Source organism: Pseudomonas sp. GCM10022186 (assembly GCF_042656385.1).
In the GTDB taxonomy this organism is placed as follows: Bacteria; Pseudomonadota; Gammaproteobacteria; order Pseudomonadales; family Pseudomonadaceae; genus Metapseudomonas.
Genome location: NZ_JBHSOU010000002.1, coordinates 532,563 through 550,237 on the forward strand (window position 1 = coordinate 532,563; position 17,675 = coordinate 550,237).

General features: G+C 61.4%; 14 protein-coding genes and 1 pseudogene. 8 read left to right on the top strand and 7 right to left on the bottom strand.

All coding sequences use genetic code 11. The annotated features are described in order from the left end of the window. Positions 1–3: 3 nt before the first annotated feature. From rsmG to rpmH, 7 genes are all read right to left on the bottom strand, one after another. Complete coding sequence (gene rsmG / locus ACFPU0_RS03135) at positions 4–651, bottom strand: 16S rRNA (guanine(527)-N(7))-methyltransferase RsmG (RefSeq protein ID WP_377691317.1); 648 nt, start codon at positions 649–651, stop codon at positions 4–6. Then, positions 651–2,543: a tRNA uridine-5-carboxymethylaminomethyl(34) synthesis enzyme MnmG gene (gene mnmG / locus ACFPU0_RS03140; RefSeq protein WP_377691318.1), complete on the bottom strand. Its 1,893-nt coding sequence runs from the start codon at positions 2,541–2,543 to the stop codon at positions 651–653. The genes rsmG and mnmG overlap by 1 nt, the downstream gene beginning before the upstream one ends. Before the next feature lie 509 nt (positions 2,544–3,052). After that, the gene (gene mnmE / locus ACFPU0_RS03145; RefSeq protein WP_377691319.1) at positions 3,053–4,420 is read right to left on the bottom strand and encodes a tRNA uridine-5-carboxymethylaminomethyl(34) synthesis GTPase MnmE; all 1,368 of its coding nucleotides are present in this window, start codon (positions 4,418–4,420) and stop codon (positions 3,053–3,055) included. Between the two features lie 84 nt (positions 4,421–4,504). Continuing rightward, the gene (yidC, locus tag ACFPU0_RS03150) at positions 4,505–6,181 is read right to left on the bottom strand and encodes a membrane protein insertase YidC (protein WP_377691320.1); all 1,677 of its coding nucleotides are present in this window, start codon (positions 6,179–6,181) and stop codon (positions 4,505–4,507) included. Between the two features lie 2 nt (positions 6,182–6,183). Next, entirely contained in the window at positions 6,184–6,429 is a 246-nt protein-coding gene (gene yidD / locus ACFPU0_RS03155) for a membrane protein insertion efficiency factor YidD (RefSeq protein ID WP_377691321.1), read from the bottom strand. Continuing rightward, positions 6,422–6,826 carry a ribonuclease P protein component gene (gene rnpA, locus ACFPU0_RS03160; protein WP_151138613.1) on the bottom strand — a complete coding sequence of 135 codons (405 nt, stop codon included), beginning with the start codon at positions 6,824–6,826 and terminating at the stop codon, positions 6,422–6,424. Before rnpA ends, yidD begins: the two co-directional genes overlap by 8 nt. Before the next feature lie 14 nt (positions 6,827–6,840). Then, positions 6,841–6,975: a 50S ribosomal protein L34 gene (rpmH, locus tag ACFPU0_RS03165; protein WP_003290924.1), complete on the bottom strand. Its 135-nt coding sequence runs from the start codon at positions 6,973–6,975 to the stop codon at positions 6,841–6,843. A 524-nt stretch (positions 6,976–7,499) separates the two neighbouring features. Here rpmH and dnaA point away from each other — a divergent pair. From dnaA to ACFPU0_RS03205, 8 genes and pseudogenes are all read left to right on the top strand, one after another. Then, positions 7,500–8,963 (top strand): chromosomal replication initiator protein DnaA, encoded by a 1,464-nt coding sequence (dnaA, locus tag ACFPU0_RS03170; protein WP_377691322.1) that lies wholly within the window; start codon positions 7,500–7,502, stop codon positions 8,961–8,963. Between the two features lie 29 nt (positions 8,964–8,992). Next, a complete protein-coding gene (dnaN, locus tag ACFPU0_RS03175) occupies positions 8,993–10,096 on the top strand; it encodes a DNA polymerase III subunit beta (protein ID WP_377691323.1) in 1,104 nt (367 codons plus the stop codon). A gap of 7 nt (positions 10,097–10,103) precedes the next feature. Then, complete coding sequence (gene recF, locus ACFPU0_RS03180; protein ID WP_377691324.1) at positions 10,104–11,210, top strand: DNA replication/repair protein RecF; 1,107 nt, start codon at positions 10,104–10,106, stop codon at positions 11,208–11,210. After that, a complete protein-coding gene (gene gyrB, locus ACFPU0_RS03185) occupies positions 11,207–13,627 on the top strand; it encodes a DNA topoisomerase (ATP-hydrolyzing) subunit B (RefSeq protein ID WP_377691325.1) in 2,421 nt (806 codons plus the stop codon). The genes recF and gyrB overlap by 4 nt, the downstream gene beginning before the upstream one ends. A gap of 203 nt (positions 13,628–13,830) precedes the next feature. Then, positions 13,831–14,242 (top strand): annotated as a pseudogene (locus tag ACFPU0_RS03190) (TOTE conflict system archaeo-eukaryotic primase domain-containing protein); the annotation flags it as partial. Between the two features lie 242 nt (positions 14,243–14,484). Beyond that, on the top strand, positions 14,485–15,132 hold the full coding sequence (locus ACFPU0_RS03195) for a hypothetical protein (RefSeq protein ID WP_377691326.1): 648 nt from the start codon (positions 14,485–14,487) through the stop codon (positions 15,130–15,132). A 288-nt stretch (positions 15,133–15,420) separates the two neighbouring features. Further along, positions 15,421–16,521, top strand: a complete 1,101-nt coding sequence (locus ACFPU0_RS03200; protein ID WP_377691327.1) for a hypothetical protein — start codon at positions 15,421–15,423, stop codon at positions 16,519–16,521. A gap of 200 nt (positions 16,522–16,721) precedes the next feature. Next, complete coding sequence (locus ACFPU0_RS03205; RefSeq protein WP_377691328.1) at positions 16,722–17,597, top strand: hypothetical protein; 876 nt, start codon at positions 16,722–16,724, stop codon at positions 17,595–17,597. Positions 17,598–17,675 lie beyond the last annotated feature (78 nt).

A 17,675-nucleotide genomic window follows, 5' to 3' on the forward strand; every position in this document is an offset into this window, starting at 1 on the left:
CCCTCATAGCGTGCGGCGCAGTATCAGCAGATGGCGCTGACCTTGGCAACCGGGAACCTCCAGCTGATGCGCGGACTCGACGCGGAAGTCGTCCGGCAGTGCCTGCAACTCGTCATCCGGGTGCAGGCCCTTCATCGCCAACCAGCGGGTCTCGCCATCGCCGAGGTGGCGGGTCCAGTTGCTGAAATCCTCCAGCGAGCTGAAGGCGCGGGAGACGATACCGTTGAACGGACGCTCCGGTGCGAAGGCTTCGACCCGGCTGTGGACAACTTCGAGATTGGCGAGTTTCAGCTCCAGCTTCACCTGGGTGAGGAAGCGGGTCTTCTTGCCGTTGGAATCGAGCAGGGTGAAGTGCCGCTCGGGGAACAGGATGGCCAGCGGGATGCCGGGCATGCCGCCGCCGCTGCCGACGTCCAGCCAGTTATCCCCAAGCGCCGCCACGTGGGCTACGACGCTGAGGCTGTCGAGCAGATGGCGCGAGACCATTTCGTCCGGATCGCGCACCGCGGTCAGGTTGTAGGCCTTGTTCCACTTGATCAGCAGGGCCAGGTAGGCGAGCAGTCGCTCCTGTTTTTCGGGGGTCAGTTCGACAGCGAGTTGTTGCGCGCCACGGGACAGTTCGTCGGCGTGGCGTTGGGTAACCAGGGACATCAGGCGCGTTTCTCCAGCGATTGGCTAGCGCTGCGTTTCTTCAGGTGGATCAGCAACAGGGAAATCGCCGCCGGCGTCACGCCAGGAATGCGCGAGGCCTGCCCGAGGGTTTCCGGACGGGAATTGCCCAGCTTGTGCTGGATTTCCTTGGACAGGCCGGAAATGCCGGCGTAGTCCAGGTCTTCGGGCAAGCGGATGTCCTCGCTGGCGCGCAGGCGGGCGATCTCGTCCTGCTGGCGGTCGATGTAGCCGGCGTATTTGGTCTTGATCTCCACCTGCTCGGCCACCTGCGGGTCTTCGGCGCCGCCACCGGTCACTTCCACCAGGCCGGCGTAGTCGATTTCCGGGCGGCTCAAGAGGTTGAGCAGGTTGTATTCATGGGCCAGCGGGGTACCGAAGCGCTGGGCGATGGCGTCCCCTTCCGGCGTTCCCGGGCGAACCCAGGTGCTCTTCAGGCGCTGCTCTTCGCGGGCGATGCCCTCGCGCTTGGCCTCGAAGGCCGCCCAGCGCTCGTCATCCACCAGGCCGAGCTCGCGGCCCTTCTCGGTGAGGCGCAGGTCGGCGTTGTCCTCGCGCAGGATCAGCCGGTACTCGGCGCGCGAGGTGAACATGCGGTAGGGCTCCTGGGTCCCCAGGGTGATCAGGTCGTCCACCAGCACACCGATATAGGCTTCGTCGCGGCGAGGGCACCAGGCTTCCTTGCCCCGGGCGCGCAGCGCGGCGTTGGCGCCGGCCAGCAGGCCCTGGGCCCCGGCTTCTTCGTAACCGGTGGTGCCGTTGATCTGGCCGGCGAAGAACAGGCCGGAGATCACCTTGGTTTCCAGGCTGTACTTGAGGTCGCGCGGATCGAAGTAGTCGTACTCGATGGCGTAGCCGGGACGCACGATGTGCGCGTTTTCCATGCCACGGATGGAGCGGACGATCTCGAGCTGCACATCGAAGGGCAACGAGGTGGAGATGCCGTTGGGGTAGAGCTCATGGGTGGTCAGGCCTTCCGGCTCGAGGAAGACCTGGTGGCTCTCCTTGTCGGCGAAGCGATGGATCTTGTCTTCGATGGACGGGCAGTAGCGCGGACCGATGCCTTCGATCACGCCCGAGTACATGGGCGAGCGATCGAGGTTGCTGGCGATGATCTCGTGGGTGCGCGCGTTGGTATGGGTGATCCAGCAGCTGACCTGGCGCGGGTGCTGTTCCTTGGAACCAAGGAAGGACATCACCGGGATCGGGGTGTCGCCGGGCTGCTCGGTCATCACCGAGAAGTCCACGGAGCGGCCGTCGATGCGCGGCGGGGTACCGGTCTTCAGGCGACCGACACGCAGGGGCAGCTCGCGCAGGCGCTGGGCCAGGGCAATGGACGGCGGGTCGCCGGCGCGGCCGCCGGAGTAGTTCTGCAGGCCGATGTGGATAAGTCCGCCGAGGAAAGTGCCGGTAGTGAGTACCACCGATTCGGCATGGAAGCGCAGACCCATCTGGGTCACCACGCCCTTGACCTGATCGTTTTCCACAATCAGGTCATCGCAGGCCTGCTGGAATATCCACAGGTTCGGCTGGTTCTCGAGGATCTCGCGAATCGCGGCCTTGTAGAGAACGCGATCGGCCTGGGCGCGGGTAGCGCGCACGGCCGGTCCCTTGCGGCTGTTGAGGACACGAAACTGGATGCCGCCGAGGTCGGTAGCGGTGGCCATGGCGCCGCCCAGGGCATCGATTTCCTTGACCAGATGGCTCTTGCCAATACCGCCGATAGCCGGGTTGCAGCTCATCTGGCCAAGGGTTTCCACATTATGGGTCAGCAGCAGGGTCTTCACGCCCATGCGTGCGGCTGCCAGGGCAGCCTCAGTGCCGGCATGGCCGCCGCCGATCACGATCACGTCAAAACGGGAAGGGAAGTCCACCACGCACCTCGTGCCTGTTCAGGTCTGGGAAATAGAGAAAGCCGCACAGTATAGGGGATTTCCCCTCTCTTCATGAAGTCGTCTGGCCAAAAAATAGCCAGATGGCTGATCACGGGTTTTCCCCGGAAGTTATCCAGAAGGGGAAAAGTCCTTGTGGGTAAAAGAAAATAAAAGAGAAGAATTTTTAAAAAAGCCTGTTTTTATGTTTATACCTTGGGGAAGCCTTCTTCTGTGGATAACCACCTGTAAAGCCTCTACCACGCAGCTTTTCGCAAATGATAAGCCTGTGTTGATCCTGCCCGTAGCCGCTGTGTAAGCCGTCAGAAAGCTGTGCACGCCGAGCCAAGTTATGCACAGCGGATTTATCCCAGGGCTTTTCACCAGGCTTATGGACGGAGTTGCGGGCAACTTATCAACAGGGTTCAGGCGGGGCTTTTTCGGGACGCACAGGCAGCAACGGACCGCCCGACAAGCAGGCGGTCGCGTTCGCTGTGGATAAAACGAGGGGCTTACTTGCCGATGCAGAAGCTGGAGAAGATGCGGCCGAGCAGGTCGTCGGAGCTGAAGGCGCCGGTGATTTCACCCAGGGCCTGCTGGGCCTGGCGCAGGTCTTCCGCCAGCAGTTCGCCGGCGCCCGCCAAGGTGAGCTGGGAGCGGCCGTGATCGAGGAAGGTACCGGCCTGGCGCAGGGCTTCCAGGTGCCGCCGGCGGGCGCTGAAGCTGCTTTCGGCGGTCTGTTGATAACCCATGCAGGCCTTCAGGTGCTCGCGCAGCAGTTCCAGGCCATCGCCGGAGCGGGCGGACAGGCTGAGGGTGACGTGGCCGTCATCGCTCACTTCCAGGCCCACGGATTCGCCACTGAGATCGGCCTTGTTACGGATCAGGGTGACCCTGGCCGGGTCGGGCTTCTGGTCGAGGAATTCGGGCCAGAGCGCGAAGGGATCGGCAGCCTCGGGGGCCGTGGCATCCACCACCAGCAAAACCCGGTCGGCTTCGCCTATGGCCTTGAGGGCACGCTCGACGCCGATCTTTTCCACATGGTCTTCGGTATCGCGCAGGCCAGCGGTATCCACAACGTGCAGAGGCATGCCGTCGATGTGGATATGTTCGCGCAATACGTCGCGGGTGGTGCCGGCGATATCGGTGACTATGGCCGCCTCGCGCCCGGCCAGGGCATTCAGCAGGCTGGATTTACCGGCATTGGGGCGGCCGGCGATCACCACCGTCATGCCGTCGCGCAGCAGCGCACCCTGGCCGGCTTCGCGCATCACTGTGGATAAGTTTTCCCGTACGCGATCCAACAGGCCAAGCACGTGGCCATCGGCGAGGAAGTCGATTTCCTCCTCCGGGAAGTCGATGGCGGCTTCGACGTAGATGCGCAGTTCGATCAGTTTCTCGGTCAGGGCATGGACCCGGCGCGAGAATTCGCCCTGCAGCGAGCGCAGGGCGTTGCGCGCCGCCTGTTCCGAGCTGGCTTCGATCAGGTCGGCGATGGCCTCGGCCTGGGCCAGGTCGAGTTTGTCGTTGAGGAAAGCGCGTTCGCTGAATTCGCCGGGACGGGCCTGGCGGGCACCAAGTTCCATGCAGCGGCGCAGCAGCAGGTCCAGTACCACCGGGCCGCCATGGCCCTGAAGCTCGAAGACGTCCTCGCCAGTGAAGGAGTTGGGGCCGGGAAAGTAGAGGGCAATGCCTTCGTCCAGGGTCTGTCCGGAACCGTCCAGGAAGGGGCCGTAATGGGCGAAACGCGGCTTGGGCGCGCGGCCGCCAATGGCTTGGGCTATTCGCGCGGCGAGAGGCCCGGATACGCGGACGATGCCCACTCCGCCACGGCCCTGGGCGGTGGCGACGGCGGCGATGGTGTCACGGACAGGAGTCATCTGTGGATACCTTGGGGTCTGCGGATGGCGGATAGCAAGACGCCCCCAGAGGGGGCGTCTTGTTCAAGCTGTCTGGCGTCGCTGTCAGGCTGCTGCCTTCTTGCTGGCCGCCTCGATCTGCCGGGTAATGTACCACTGCTGGGCGATCGACAGGACGTTGTTGACTACCCAGTACAGCACCAGGCCGGCGGGGAACCACAGGAAGAAGAAGGTGAAGATGATCGGCATCAGCTTCAGCACCTTGGCCTGCATGGGGTCCGGCGGGGTCGGGTTCAGCTGCTGCTGGATGAACATGGTGGCGCCCATGACGATCGGCAGGATGAAGAAAGGATCCTTGATCGACAGGTCGGTGATCCAGAACATCCACGGGGCCTGGCGCATTTCCACGCTTTCCAGCAGTACCCAGTAGAGGGCCAGGAACACCGGCATCTGCACCAGGATCGGCAGGCAGCCGCCCAGCGGGTTGATCTTCTCCTTCTTGTACAGCTCCATCATCGCCTGGGACATCTTCTGGCGATCGTCACCGTACTGTTCCTTCAGCGCCTGCAGCTTCGGCGATACGGCGCGCATGCGGGCCATGGACTTGTAGCTGGCTGCCGACAAGGGGAAGAACGCGCCTTTGATCAGGATGGTCAGGACGATGATCGACCAGCCCCAGTTGCCCAGCAGGCTGTGGATATGTTGCAGCAGCCAGAAGATCGGCTGGGCGATGAACCAGAGGAAACCGTAGTCGACGGTCAGTTCCAGGCCCGGGGAGAGTTCCTTCAGGTGATCCTGGACCTTCGGACCGGCGTAGAGCGTGGCGGAGGTTTCAGCCTGGGCACCGGCCGGAACGTTCAGAGCCGGGCCCACGAAACCGACGATGTAGTTGCCGCGGGAGTCCTTGCGGGACTGGATGGCGTTGTTCTGGTCCTTCGGTGCGACCCAGGCGGTCACGAAGTAGTGTTGCAGCCAGGCCACCCAACCGCCCTGCACGGTCTCCTTGAAGGGCTGCTTGTCCATGTCCTTGATGGAGAGCTTCTTGTACGGCTCGTCCGGAGTCCAGACCGCGGCGCCCAGATAGGTGGACACGCCGGTGGCGGTAGTGGTGGACGGGTCGGCACTGGCGTCACGCTTGAGCTGGGCGTACATGCTGCCGGTCCAGGGCTGTGCACCCTGGTTGTCGATCTTGTACGACACCTGCAGGTCGTATTTGCCGCGGGTCAGGGTGAAGCGCTTGACATAGTTGACGCCGGCCTCGCTGAAGGTCAGGTCGACCACCAGTTGCTCCTGGCCGTCGGCCAGCTTGAAGTTGCGCTGGGCGGCACTGTAGAGCGGGCGGCCATTGGCGCGAGCATCCGGGCCGTTGGCGCCGACCAGGCCGCTCTGGGCCTGGTAGAGACGCTCGCCACCGTTGTCGAACAACTGGAACGGAACGTCCGGGTGGTCCTGGCGGCGGGGGTATTTCGGCAGCGTCAGTTGGACGATGTCGCCGCCGTTCGGGTCGATCGCCAGGTTGAGCACATCGGTTTCAACGCGGATCAGGTCGGCGCTGGGCGCGGCCTGCGCGACTGCCGGCTCGGTGCGTTCTGCACTGGCGGTCGGTACGTCGTCGCTGGACTTGGCGGTTGCGGTGTTGTCCGGCAGGGTCGCTTGCGCGGTGTTCGCGCTGGTGCCCGCGCTCGGCAAGGCGGCTTGACCGTAGTCCTGGTTCCACTGGAGAACCATCAGATAGGACACGATTGCCAGGGCGACGATCAGGATCGAGCGTTGAATATCCATGATTACTCGGCCATCGAAGAGGGTTGGGAAGTGTTGGCGGGTGGCACCGGGTCATAGCCGCCCGGATTCCACGGATGACAGCGGCCGAGCCGACGCAGGGTCAGCCAGCCACCACGCAGGACGCCATGTTGTTCGATGGCTTCCTGCGCGTAGCAGGAACAACTGGGATAGAAACGACAGTGACTGGCCATCAGTGGGCTGATGGCGTAGCGGTAGAACTGGATCGGAGCGAGGGCCAGTTTACGCATGGGGACTGTCGGACACCCCTGATCCGGTCGATGGTTCAGGGCGAGCCCGGCTACGCGCTAGGCGCTTCCAGAGTTTGCCGAACTGATGCCTCAATTCGGGGTTCTCCAGGTCGCCAATGCCTTTGCGTGCCACGATCACGATGTCCCAACCGGCCAGCAACTCGAGGTTATGGCGGAAGGATTCGCGAATCTGGCGTTTGAGGCGGTTGCGCTCCACGGAGAGCTTGACGCTCTTTTTGCCGATCACCAGGCCGAGACGGGGGTGATCGAGACCGTTATCGCGCGCGAGGAGCAGGACGTGCTTGCCGGGAACCTTCCCGGTCGGTGAGTCGAAGACTGCCTTGAATTGTCGGGGAACCAGCAGACGCTTTTCCCGACCGAAGCCCTGACTCACCACCCGTTCCGGATAGATCAGACGGTCAGGCGCTTGCGGCCCTTGGCGCGACGACGCGACAGGACTTGACGGCCGTTCTTGGTGGCCATGCGGGCACGGAAACCGTGGGTGCGAGCGCGCTTGATGGTGCTGGGTTGGAAAGTGCGTTTCATGATGCTTTACCTGGTGGTCACTACGGGCCGGAAGTGGCCCCCGTTTAAAGAGACCGGCAATTCTAGAGAAAGGGCGCGGGCAGGTCAATTTCCAACCAGCGCCGCCGACAAAAGAATATAGAAGGAAAGGAAATTCAAAAAAGCTTGGTTGTGTTTTTTAAAGCAGGGTCGGCCCCTGGCTGTGGAAAACTCGTTCCGAGCGGCATGGGGTCTGGTGTGAGTCGTGCTAACAAGCCTGTCTACAACGAGTGCCCTGGTTGTGGGAGGGCTGGGAAGAAACTGGGGGTGGATCGCCGAGTTACCCACAGGCGGATTATCCAGGCGGTTTTCCCCAAGGCCTGAGGGGGACTTCAGGGCCTGTTATCCACAAGATTCATGCCAAGCACGGAGCTGCCCTGTGCGGTGAATAACATCTTGATTTTATTCAACCATTGGCCCCTTTTCGTGTGGATAACTCGTTCGCCGACCGTTACAATGGCCTCCTGTTTTTTGCGTCCGGCACCTTTCCGACTTGGGGGATATCCGTGTCAGTGGAACTTTGGCAGCAGTGCGTGGAGCTCCTGCGCGATGAGCTGCCTGCCCAGCAATTCAACACCTGGATCCGCCCATTGCAGGTTGAAGCCGATGGAGACGAACTGAGGGTCTATGCGCCCAACCGTTTCGTACTCGATTGGGTCAACGAGAAGTACATGGGGCGGCTCCTCGAGTTGCTCGGCGAACGGGGCAACGGCCTGGCGCCTGCCCTCTCCTTATTAATAGGCAGCAAGCGCAGCCCGGCTCCACGGAAGGCTCCGCCGCCCCCGCCGCCGGTAATGGCGCCGCCGCCCCCTCCGGCACCCGCACCCTCGCAGATGCGCATCGAGACCGTGGAAGAGACCCGCGATAATCTCGACCCGCTGGCGTCCGTGGTGCCAGCGCCGGCCATTCGCACCGAACGTTCCGTGCAGGTGGAAGGGGCACTGAAGCACACCAGCTACCTGAATCGAACCTTCACCTTCGAGAACTTCGTCGAGGGTAAGTCCAACCAGCTGGCCCGCGCGGCGGCCTGGCAGGTAGCGGACAACCCCAAGCACGGTTACAACCCGCTGTTCCTCTATGGTGGCGTCGGCCTCGGCAAGACCCACCTGATGCACGCTGTGGGTAACCATCTGCTGAAGAAGAATCCGAATGCCAAGGTGGTGTACCTGCACTCCGAGCGTTTCGTCGCGGACATGGTCAAGGCCTTGCAGCTGAACGCCATCAACGAGTTCAAGCGCTTCTATCGCTCGGTGGATGCCCTGCTCATCGACGATATCCAGTTCTTCGCCCGCAAGGAGCGTTCGCAGGAAGAGTTTTTCCACACCTTCAACGCCTTGCTGGAAGGTGGTCAGCAGGTGATCCTCACCAGCGACCGCTACCCGAAGGAGATCGAAGGCCTGGAAGAGCGCCTCAAGTCGCGTTTTGGCTGGGGCCTGACGGTCGCCGTCGAGCCGCCGGAGCTGGAAACCCGCGTGGCGATCCTGATGAAGAAGGCCGAGCAGGCCAAGGTCGATCTGCCGCATGATGCCGCGTTCTTCATTGCCCAACGCATCCGTTCCAACGTGCGCGAACTGGAAGGCGCACTGAAGCGTGTGATCGCCCACGCCCACTTCATGGGGCGGGACATCACCATCGAGCTTATCCGTGAGTCGCTGAAGGACCTGCTGGCCCTGCAGGACAAACTGGTCAGCATCGACAATATCCAGCGCACCGTAGTCGAGTACTACAAGATCAAGATGTCCGACATGCTGTCCAAGCGCCGTTCGCGCTCGGTTGCCAGGCCGCGGCAGGTCGCCATGGCGCTGTCCAAGGAGCTGACCAACCACAGCCTGCCGGAAATCGGCGATGCCTTCGGTGGACGAGACCACACCACCGTGCTCCACGCCTGTCGTAAGATTGCGCAATTAAGGGAATCCGACGCGGATATCCGCGAGGATTACAAGAATCTGCTGCGTACACTGACCACCTGATCGCAGCCCAAGAGGCAAGGGACTAGACCATGCATTTAACAATTCAACGCGAAGCCCTGTTGAAACCCCTGCAACTGGTCGCCGGCGTCGTCGAGCGCCGCCAGACATTGCCGGTCCTCTCCAACGTGTTGCTGGTGGTCGAAGGCCAGCAACTGTCGTTGACTGGCACTGACCTCGAGGTCGAGCTGGTCGGGCGCGTCGCACTGGAAGAGCCGGCTGAGCCAGGTGAGATCACGGTACCGGCGCGCAAGCTGATGGATATCTGCAAGAGCCTGCCCAGCGACACACTGATCGATATCCGTGTGGATGAGCAGAAGTTGCTGATCAAGGCCGGCCGCAGCCGTTTCACGCTTTCCACCCTGCCGGCGAACGATTTCCCGACGGTGGAAGAAGGTCCCGGTTCGCTGAATTTCAGCCTGGTGCAGAGCAAGCTGCGTCGCCTGATCGAACGCACCAGCTTCGCCATGGCCCAGCAGGACGTGCGCTACTACCTCAACGGCATGCTGCTGGAAGTGAACGCCGGCACCCTGCGCGCTGTGGCGACTGATGGCCATCGCCTGGCGATGTGCGCCATGGCTTCCGGTATCGAAGGCGTCGAGCGTCACCAGGTTATCGTGCCGCGCAAGGGTATTCTGGAACTGGCCCGCCTGCTCACCGAGCAGGATGGTGAAGTCCGCATCGTCCTCGGCCAGCACCATATCCGTGCCACCACCGGCGAATTCACCTTTACCTCCAAGCTGGTGGACGGCAAGTTCCCCGACTACGAGCGTGTGCTGCCCCGCGGTGGCGACAAGCTGGTGCTCGGTGATCGCCAGGCCCTGCGCGAGGCCTTCAGCCGTACCGCGATTCTCTCCAACGAGAAATACCGTGGCATTCGCCTGACCCTGGCGTCCGGATTGCTGAAGATCCAGGCCAATAACCCTGAGCAGGAAGAGGCCGAGGAAGAAGTCGCCGTGGATTACAACGGTGGCAACCTGGAGATCGGTTTCAACGTCAGCTACCTGCTGGACGTGCTGAGCGTGATGTCCACCGAACAGGTTCGCCTGATCCTGTCGGACGCCAACAGCAGCGCATTGCTGCAGGAAGCCGACAACGACGATTCTTCCTACGTCGTAATGCCGATGCGTCTGTAACGACTCGATGTCCCTCAGCCGTATCTCGGTCACCGGTGTGCGTAACCTGCACCCGGTGACCCTCTCCCCCTCCCCCCGCATCAATATCCTCTACGGCGACAACGGCAGCGGCAAAACCAGTCTGCTGGAAGCCATTTATCTTCTCGGCCTGGCCCGTTCCTTTCGCAGTTCACGCCTGCAGCCGGTAATCCAGTACGAGCAGCCTGCGTGTCTTGTGTTCGGGCAGGTGAGCCTTGGCGAGGGTGGCCAGTGCAACCTGGGAATCTCACGGGATCGCCAGGGGGAGTTCCAGATTCGTATCGATGGGCAGAGCGCCAAGAGCACAGCTCAGTTGGCCGAGGCGCTGCCCTTGCAGTTGATCAATCCGGACAGTTTTCGCTTGCTCGAAGGATCGCCAAAGATTCGTCGGCAGTTTCTCGATTGGGGAGTGTTCCACGTGGAACCTCGTTTCCTTCCAGCCTGGCAACGGCTGCAGAAGGCCCTGCGACAGCGGAACTCATGGCTCCGGCATGGTACACTGGACGCCGCTTCGCAGGCGGCCTGGGACCGGGAACTATGCCTGGCCAGCGGTGAAATCGACCAGTATCGACGGGCCTATATCCAGGCATTGAAACCGGTCTTCGAGCGGACACTTGCCGACTTGGTGGAACTCGACAGTCTCACACTCAGCTACTACCGGGGCTGGGACAAGGATCGGGAGCTATCCGAAGTGGTGGCCACTTCCCTGCTCCGCGATCGACAGATCGGGCATACCCAGGCGGGACCGCAACGCGCTGACCTGCGATTGCGCTCAGGTGCACACAATGCCGCAGACATACTTTCTCGCGGGCAGCAGAAGCTGGTGGTCTGCGCGCTGCGGATCGCCCAGGGCCATCTGGTGAACCAGGCGAAGCGCGGCCAGTGCATCTACCTAGTTGACGACTTACCGTCAGAGTTGGACGAACAGCATCGGCAGGCACTTTGCCGGCTGCTGGAAGATTTGGATTGCCAGGTGTTCATCACCTGCGTTGACCATGAATTTCTGAGGGACTGCTGGCGCAAGGATACGCCGGTCGCCGTGTTCCACGTGGAACATGGTTGTATCAGCCCCACGATCATCGGGAGTGAAGCATGAGCGAGACCAAAACGTACGACTCTTCCAGCATCAAGGTGCTGAAAGGGCTGGATGCCGTACGCAAACGCCCCGGTATGTACATCGGCGACACCGATGATGGGACCGGCCTGCACCACATGGTGTTCGAGGTCGTCGACAACTCGATCGACGAAGCCCTTGCCGGTTTCTGCACTGAGATCAGCATCACTATCCATACCGATGAATCCATCACCGTGCGCGACAACGGCCGTGGCATTCCGGTGGACATCCATAAGGAAGAAGGGGTTTCCGCCGCCGAGGTCATCATGACCGTGCTACACGCAGGCGGTAAGTTCGACGACAACACCTACAAGGTCTCCGGCGGTCTGCACGGAGTGGGTGTGTCGGTGGTGAATGCGCTGTCCGAAGAACTGCGCCTGACCATCCGCCGTGCCGGCCAAGTCTGGGAACAGGTCTACCACCATGGCGTCCCGCAGTTCCCGCTGCGCCCGGTTGGCGAAACCGAGGGCACTGGCACCGAGGTGCACTTCAAGGCATCGGCCCAGACTTTCAACAACATCCACTTCAGCTGGGACATCCTGGCCAAGCGCCTGCGCGAACTGTCCTTCCTGAACTCCGGTGTTGGCATCCTCCTGCGCGACGAACGCAGCGGCAAGGAAGAAATGTTCAAGTACGAGGGGGGGCTCAAGGCCTTCGTCGAGTACCTCAACACCAACAAGACCATCGTCAACGAGGTGTTCCATTTCAATGTCCAGCGCGAAGAGGACGGCGTGGGCGTGGAAGTTGCCCTGCAATGGAACGACAGCTTCAACGAGAACATCCTCTGCTTCACCAACAACATTCCCCAGCGTGACGGCGGTACTCACCTGGCGGGCTTCCGCTCTGCCCTGACTCGCCACCTGAACAACTACATCGAGCAGGAAGGCCTGGCGAAGAAGTACAAGATTGCCACCACCGGCGATGACGCCCGCGAAGGCCTCACGGCGATCATCTCGGTCAAGGTGCCGGATCCCAAGTTCAGCTCCCAGACCAAGGACAAGCTGGTCTCCTCCGAGGTGAAGACTGCGGTGGAACAGGAAATGGGCAAGTACTTCGCCGACTTCCTGCTGGAAAATCCCAACGAAGCCAAGGCCGTCGTCGGCAAGATGATCGACGCCGCCCGCGCTCGCGAAGCCGCGCGCAAGGCCCGTGAGATGACCCGCCGCAAGGGCGCCCTGGACATCGCCGGCCTGCCGGGCAAGTTGGCGGACTGCCAGGAGAAGGACCCTGCCCTTTCCGAACTCTACATAGTGGAGGGTGATTCCGCGGGCGGCTCGGCCAAGCAGGGCCGCAACCGAAAGACCCAGGCGATCCTTCCGCTCAAGGGCAAGATCCTCAACGTGGAGAAAGCCCGTTTCGACAAGATGTTGTCTTCCCAGGAAGTCGGCACCCTGATCACCGCGCTGGGTTGCGGTATCGGCCGCGAGGAATACAACATCGAGAAACTGCGCTACCACAACATCATCATCATGACCGACGCCGACGTCGACGGCTCGCACATCCGTACCCTGCTGCTGACCTTCTTCTTCCGGCAGATGCCGGAGCTGATCGAGCGCGGCTACGTCTATATCGCCCAGCCGCCGCTGTACAAGGTGAAGAAGGGCAAGCAGGAGCAGTACATCAAGGACGACGAGGCCATGGATGAGTACATGACCCAGTCCGCGCTGGAAGAAGCCAGCCTGCACGTCAACGAGAACGCCCCGGGCCTCTCTGGCGAAGCGCTCGAGCGCCTGGTGAATGGCTACCGCAACGTGATGCGCACCCTGAAGCGTCTGTCGCGCCTGTACCCGCAGGATCTGACCGAGCACATGATCTACCTGCCACGTGTCGGCGTCGATCAGCTCTCCGACCAGGCGGCGATGCAGTCCTGGCTGGAAGGCTTCCAGGCACGCCTGAAGGCTGCCGAGAAGTCCGGCCTGACCTACACCGCGAGCCTGCGCGAGGACCGCGAGCGCCACCTGTGGCTGCCGGAAGTGGAACAGACCGCCCACGGCCTGTCCCACTACATCACCTTCAACCGCGACTTCTTCGCCAGCAACGACTACCGCCAGGTGACCGAACTGGGCGACCAGCTCAGCAACCTGCTGGAAGAAGGTGCATTCGTCCAGCGTGGCGAGCGCAAGAAACCGGTGACCAGCTTCAAGGAAGCCCTGGCCTGGCTGATGACCGAAAGCACCAAGCGCCACACCATCCAGCGCTACAAGGGGTTGGGTGAGATGAACCCGGAGCAGCTGTGGGAAACCACCATGGATCCGAACGTTCGTCGCATGCTCAAGGTCACCATCGAAGACGCCATCGCCGCGGACCAGATCTTCAACACCCTCATGGGTGATGCTGTGGAACCGCGTCGTGATTTCATCGAGAGCAACGCCCTGGCGGTGTCCAACCTCGATGTGTAACGACTTGTCGACGGGCAGGTTAATTGTCGCGTTTGAGCGGAATTAATGTCGCGATCCAGCTCCAAGCCCCGGCCTTTGTGCCGGGGTTTTTCTTTTAGGTCAGCAAGCCACCGGCACCGCCCTGCCCGTTCGATCCGGGAACGGCGAATCCACTGTCAGGCGGTGTCTCGCAGGGCCAATAGGGGGAGCGTTTCAACATCGTTGTTCGCGAGAAGCCCCGGATCAAATGCGGCGAGTGTCCGCATCGTCAGCTGATACCCCTGAGCGACCAGGTGCTGTACCGGCATCTGGCCGGTGAGATCGTGATTGGTGTCTATCCACTGATGCCGGATGACACTTGCCATTTCCTGGCCGTGGATTTCGACGAGGCCGACTGGCAGGACGATGTCCGGGCCTTTGCTCAGTCATGCCGAGAGTTGGAGGTGCCGGTTGCGGTGGAAATTTCGCGCTCCGGCCATGGGGCGCATGCTTGGATTTTCTTCGCGAGCTATGTAGCGGCGTCTGAGGCACGCCGCTTGGGTACCGCGATCATCAGCCATACCTGCGAACACACGCGGCAACTGGCGCTGACCTCCTATGATCGGCTTTTGCCAAACCAGGACAGCATGCCAGCAAGGCTGACGTCCGCATCATCGACTTCGTGGATGCCGGACATCCGGCGTTGTTACGGATGTGGAGCAAGCGTCAGGCCGGTTACCGGGCAATGGGCTATCGCCTCGCGGATCCGTCTAGTTCAATGGAGTTGCTTGAGTCGAGCGAGTAGCCAACGATGCACCGCCAGTTCAAGTCGAATTCGACGGAACGCTGGCGGCGCCCCCTGGGGTGACAGTTAATCGTGCCAAGGAAGGGAGGGCAAAATGTCCGAAAGCGTTAGAACAGAGCCGCTTCAGAATCGTGTTGACCCATGGGGAAAGCTCCGATCCGTACGGTCGAAGGGCACGCTAATGGGTAACCGAGGGAAACTTCATAACAGTCAGAAGGCCATCGTCCGGGCATGGCGAGACGAAGCCTGGATCGCCTGCACTCTGGACGTCCAGAAATGGGGTAAACGTCCCCAGATGATGATGCCCAATAGCTACACCGAACTGTTTTTCCTTGATGAAGCAACGGCTTTTGCCGCTGGCCACCGGCCTTGCGCTCAGTGCCGTCGTGGGCGCTACAACGATTTCCAGGCCGCCTGGGCGTCTGCCTATTCCACCTCTGCCAAGCCCAGTGCTGCCGAGATGGACACGCGACTTCAAGCGGCACGCTTGGATGATCAGGGCGAGAAGAAAACGTGGTCGTCGAAGCTACGGGATCTGCCCGACGGCACAATGTTCACCACCGGAAGCGAGGCGTTTTTGGTATGGGCCGCTCGGCAATGGCGCTGGTCTTTCGACGGCTACCAGGCTGCAACGCAGCCTGTATCTGGCGATGAAATGGTCTTAGTACTCACACCTGAGCCAATCGTTCGACTGCTGTCCTTCGGCATGACTGTCCAAGTACATGACAGTGTGAATTGCTAGCCCCTCGATTCATCGGGGACAGCTTGGGCCAGGCGGCAAGTACTGGCTTGGTCAGCTCCAGGTTGCGGGAGTGCTTGCATTGGACCTTGGACGAACCCGCTGCCACCCAAACTCTCGACTTGGTGTTGGGCTGCCCGCTAGTATTGCGGGCAGGCGCCCGCCCAACTTGCACACGAGTTAAAACAGGCATTTTCCCCTTCATTCGCTTGAAACCACCATGCCCACAGCCGTTCTGGGGCTTAAACGTGTGCCGCTTGCTCCTATCGGCTGTGCACCGAGGATGGTTTCATGTCACTCAAAGCACTCGCATTTACCGTAAAACAATACCTGCAAGCTGCCGGCGGGGCGCCAGTCGCGCAAAGCCACGCCTATGAGTTGCTGGCCGCCGCTCTTGGCTTTGGCGCATATGCCTCGCTGACCGCGACCCACGTGCTTGTTGTGTCGGCAGACTGGGCTGATTGCCCTGCTGGGAATCTGGCACTGCTCGAGAGGCGCCTTCGTGAGCTGGGTTACGCTGAGGCCTCCGCAAAAATGGGTGAATCGCTCCTTGCCTATATAAAGGAAAGGAATCTGACCGCACTGACCCCCGAAGAGGTTGTCGAGGCACTTCAAGAGGATCCGTTCGAGCTGCTGGGCGTGCAGGCCGCTGCGGATATCCAGGTGTTGATTGATGGATTGAGCAGGCTAGCGGAAAAGCGAAATCCATCGGCCCACTACGCACTCGCACATCTGTATAGAGGGAACCTCGATGCTGACGATCACCAACCAGGGCTAAGTGGCGAGTATTGGCTCGGCCAGCTCCAAGCGGGTGCAGTCCTTGACGGCATTCGGCTTGAGTGGGCGCTCGCTGCGCAGACTGTGCAGCAGCGGAAGACACAGTGGTCTTCACACCTTGGGCAAGCGACAGCACTTGGCCATGCCGGCGCGATTGTGGAGCTGGCGGAGATGGGCGGTGATCGGCATTGGCTCGATCAGGCACTGGCCATCAATTCAGCCGACGATCCTCGGCGCTTGGCGGAGCTCGTCTATGAACATGATCGCCTGGACGACGCGCGGCGCTGGTACTACGTCGCTGCGGCTCAGGGCGATACCGATGCCATGCGGATGCTCATTGAAGAGCTGGAGCCGCAGAATCTCTTACAAGGTTGGGTATGGATCTATCTCGCAGAAGAACTTGGTGAGGATCTTCGGGAGGATAGAATGCGTGCCTACCATGACGGCGGCGCGCACGACGGCGAAGAGTATGACGATGATATCGGCGGCCCCCTTTACGTGGATGGCGAAGAAGGCTTGAGCCTGCCACCGTTAGATCCCGCTGCCGATGAGCAAGCGAGGCGGCTTGCGAAGGAGCTATTCGCCCAGCTCCAGGGCGGTTTTTGCCAGCAATGAGCGCGACAAAGAACCCGCTTCGGTGGGTTTTTTGTTGTCCGGAGAAAATGCTGACACCTTTCGCCTGCCTCGACGATCTGCGAATCGACCCACTCGTCATGGCACTCGGCAAGCCGCATCGCGTGGGTCGTGGTAGATCCCCGAGGCCTGCTGGCAGAATGCGTTGATCAGCTCGCATGGCGTTGGGAGGACTATCGTCGATGCGCATCATCCTGAGCCGCAAAGGCTTTGATTCGTCCGCCGGAGGCTGCCCCAGCGCAATCCTGCCGGATGGCCGACTCTGCTCGCTGCCCATTCCGGATGATGCCTCGTCCATTTCCTATGGGGATATCGACTACGACGGTATCGACCTTGGGGAACTGGTGGATCAGCTGACCCGCAAGACGGGGTGGCATCGCCGGGGTGCCCACCTGGATCCTGATCTGCGGGTCGATGCCCTGCCCCGCATGCCCGGGTGGCGTCCGTTGCTGGGGCAGAGTGGCAGTGCTCAAGGGCACCTGCGCAATGAGGGCGTTACAGCGGGGGATCTGTTTCTGTTCTTTGGTTCCTTTCGCCCCGTCGAGCTGGCACCAGGTGGTTGGCGCTTTTGCCCGGGCGAGGCACCCATGCATGCGATCTGGGGCTGGCTGCGGGTGGGGGAAATCCTCAAGGTCGATGAGCTTCCTGCGCAAGCGATTCCCTGGGCGCGTTATCACCCGCACTTCGCCTATGGACCGGACGCCACCAATACCCTGTACCTGGCCACGGACAAACTGAGCCTGGACGGGCTACCGCCATCCTTTCCGGGAGCAGGCACTTTCCATTACCTGAATGAACACCGTGTGCTCACCGTACCTGGTTCGGCGCTGCAGACCTGCTGGCAGCTCCCGGCATGCTTTGCACCCGGCGAAGGCCAGGCCGGGTTGAGTTTCCATCGCAACCGGAGTCGCTGGAGCATCGTAGGAGATCGCTGTGTGCTCAACAGCGCATTCAGGGGGCAGGAGTTCGTCTTTGACACGCAGGGCCGCGACCAGGTACTGACCTGGCTCGGAAACCTGCTGATGAGCGCTTGGATCGTGTCCCACCGAGTGGTGTAACTGCCATGGTTCTGGCAGTTGAGTTTGCGGGGACTCAGCTGATCACAGCAGATAGCCGAGCAGTTTGATTGTCACTGA

Excerpts from the sequence above, each read along its gene's own strand:
- dnaN (WP_377691323.1), top strand. The coding sequence starts at position 8,993 with ATGCATTTAACAATTCAACGCGAAGCCCTGTTGAAACCCCTGCAACTG.
- gyrB (WP_377691325.1), top strand. The coding sequence starts at position 11,207 with ATGAGCGAGACCAAAACGTACGACTCTTCCAGCATCAAGGTGCTGAAA.
- ACFPU0_RS03195 (WP_377691326.1), top strand. The coding sequence starts at position 14,485 with ATGTCCGAAAGCGTTAGAACAGAGCCGCTTCAGAATCGTGTTGACCCA.
- rpmH (WP_003290924.1), bottom strand. The coding sequence starts at position 6,975 with ATGAAACGCACTTTCCAACCCAGCACCATCAAGCGCGCTCGCACCCAC.
- yidD (WP_377691321.1), bottom strand. The coding sequence starts at position 6,429 with ATGCGTAAACTGGCCCTCGCTCCGATCCAGTTCTACCGCTACGCCATC.
- mnmE (WP_377691319.1), bottom strand. The coding sequence starts at position 4,420 with ATGACTCCTGTCCGTGACACCATCGCCGCCGTCGCCACCGCCCAGGGC.
- yidC (WP_377691320.1), bottom strand. The coding sequence starts at position 6,181 with ATGGATATTCAACGCTCGATCCTGATCGTCGCCCTGGCAATCGTGTCC.
- ACFPU0_RS03205 (WP_377691328.1), top strand. The coding sequence starts at position 16,722 with ATGCGCATCATCCTGAGCCGCAAAGGCTTTGATTCGTCCGCCGGAGGC.
- recF (WP_377691324.1), top strand. The coding sequence starts at position 10,104 with ATGTCCCTCAGCCGTATCTCGGTCACCGGTGTGCGTAACCTGCACCCG.
- ACFPU0_RS03200 (WP_377691327.1), top strand. The coding sequence starts at position 15,421 with ATGTCACTCAAAGCACTCGCATTTACCGTAAAACAATACCTGCAAGCT.
- rsmG (WP_377691317.1), bottom strand. The coding sequence starts at position 651 with ATGTCCCTGGTTACCCAACGCCACGCCGACGAACTGTCCCGTGGCGCG.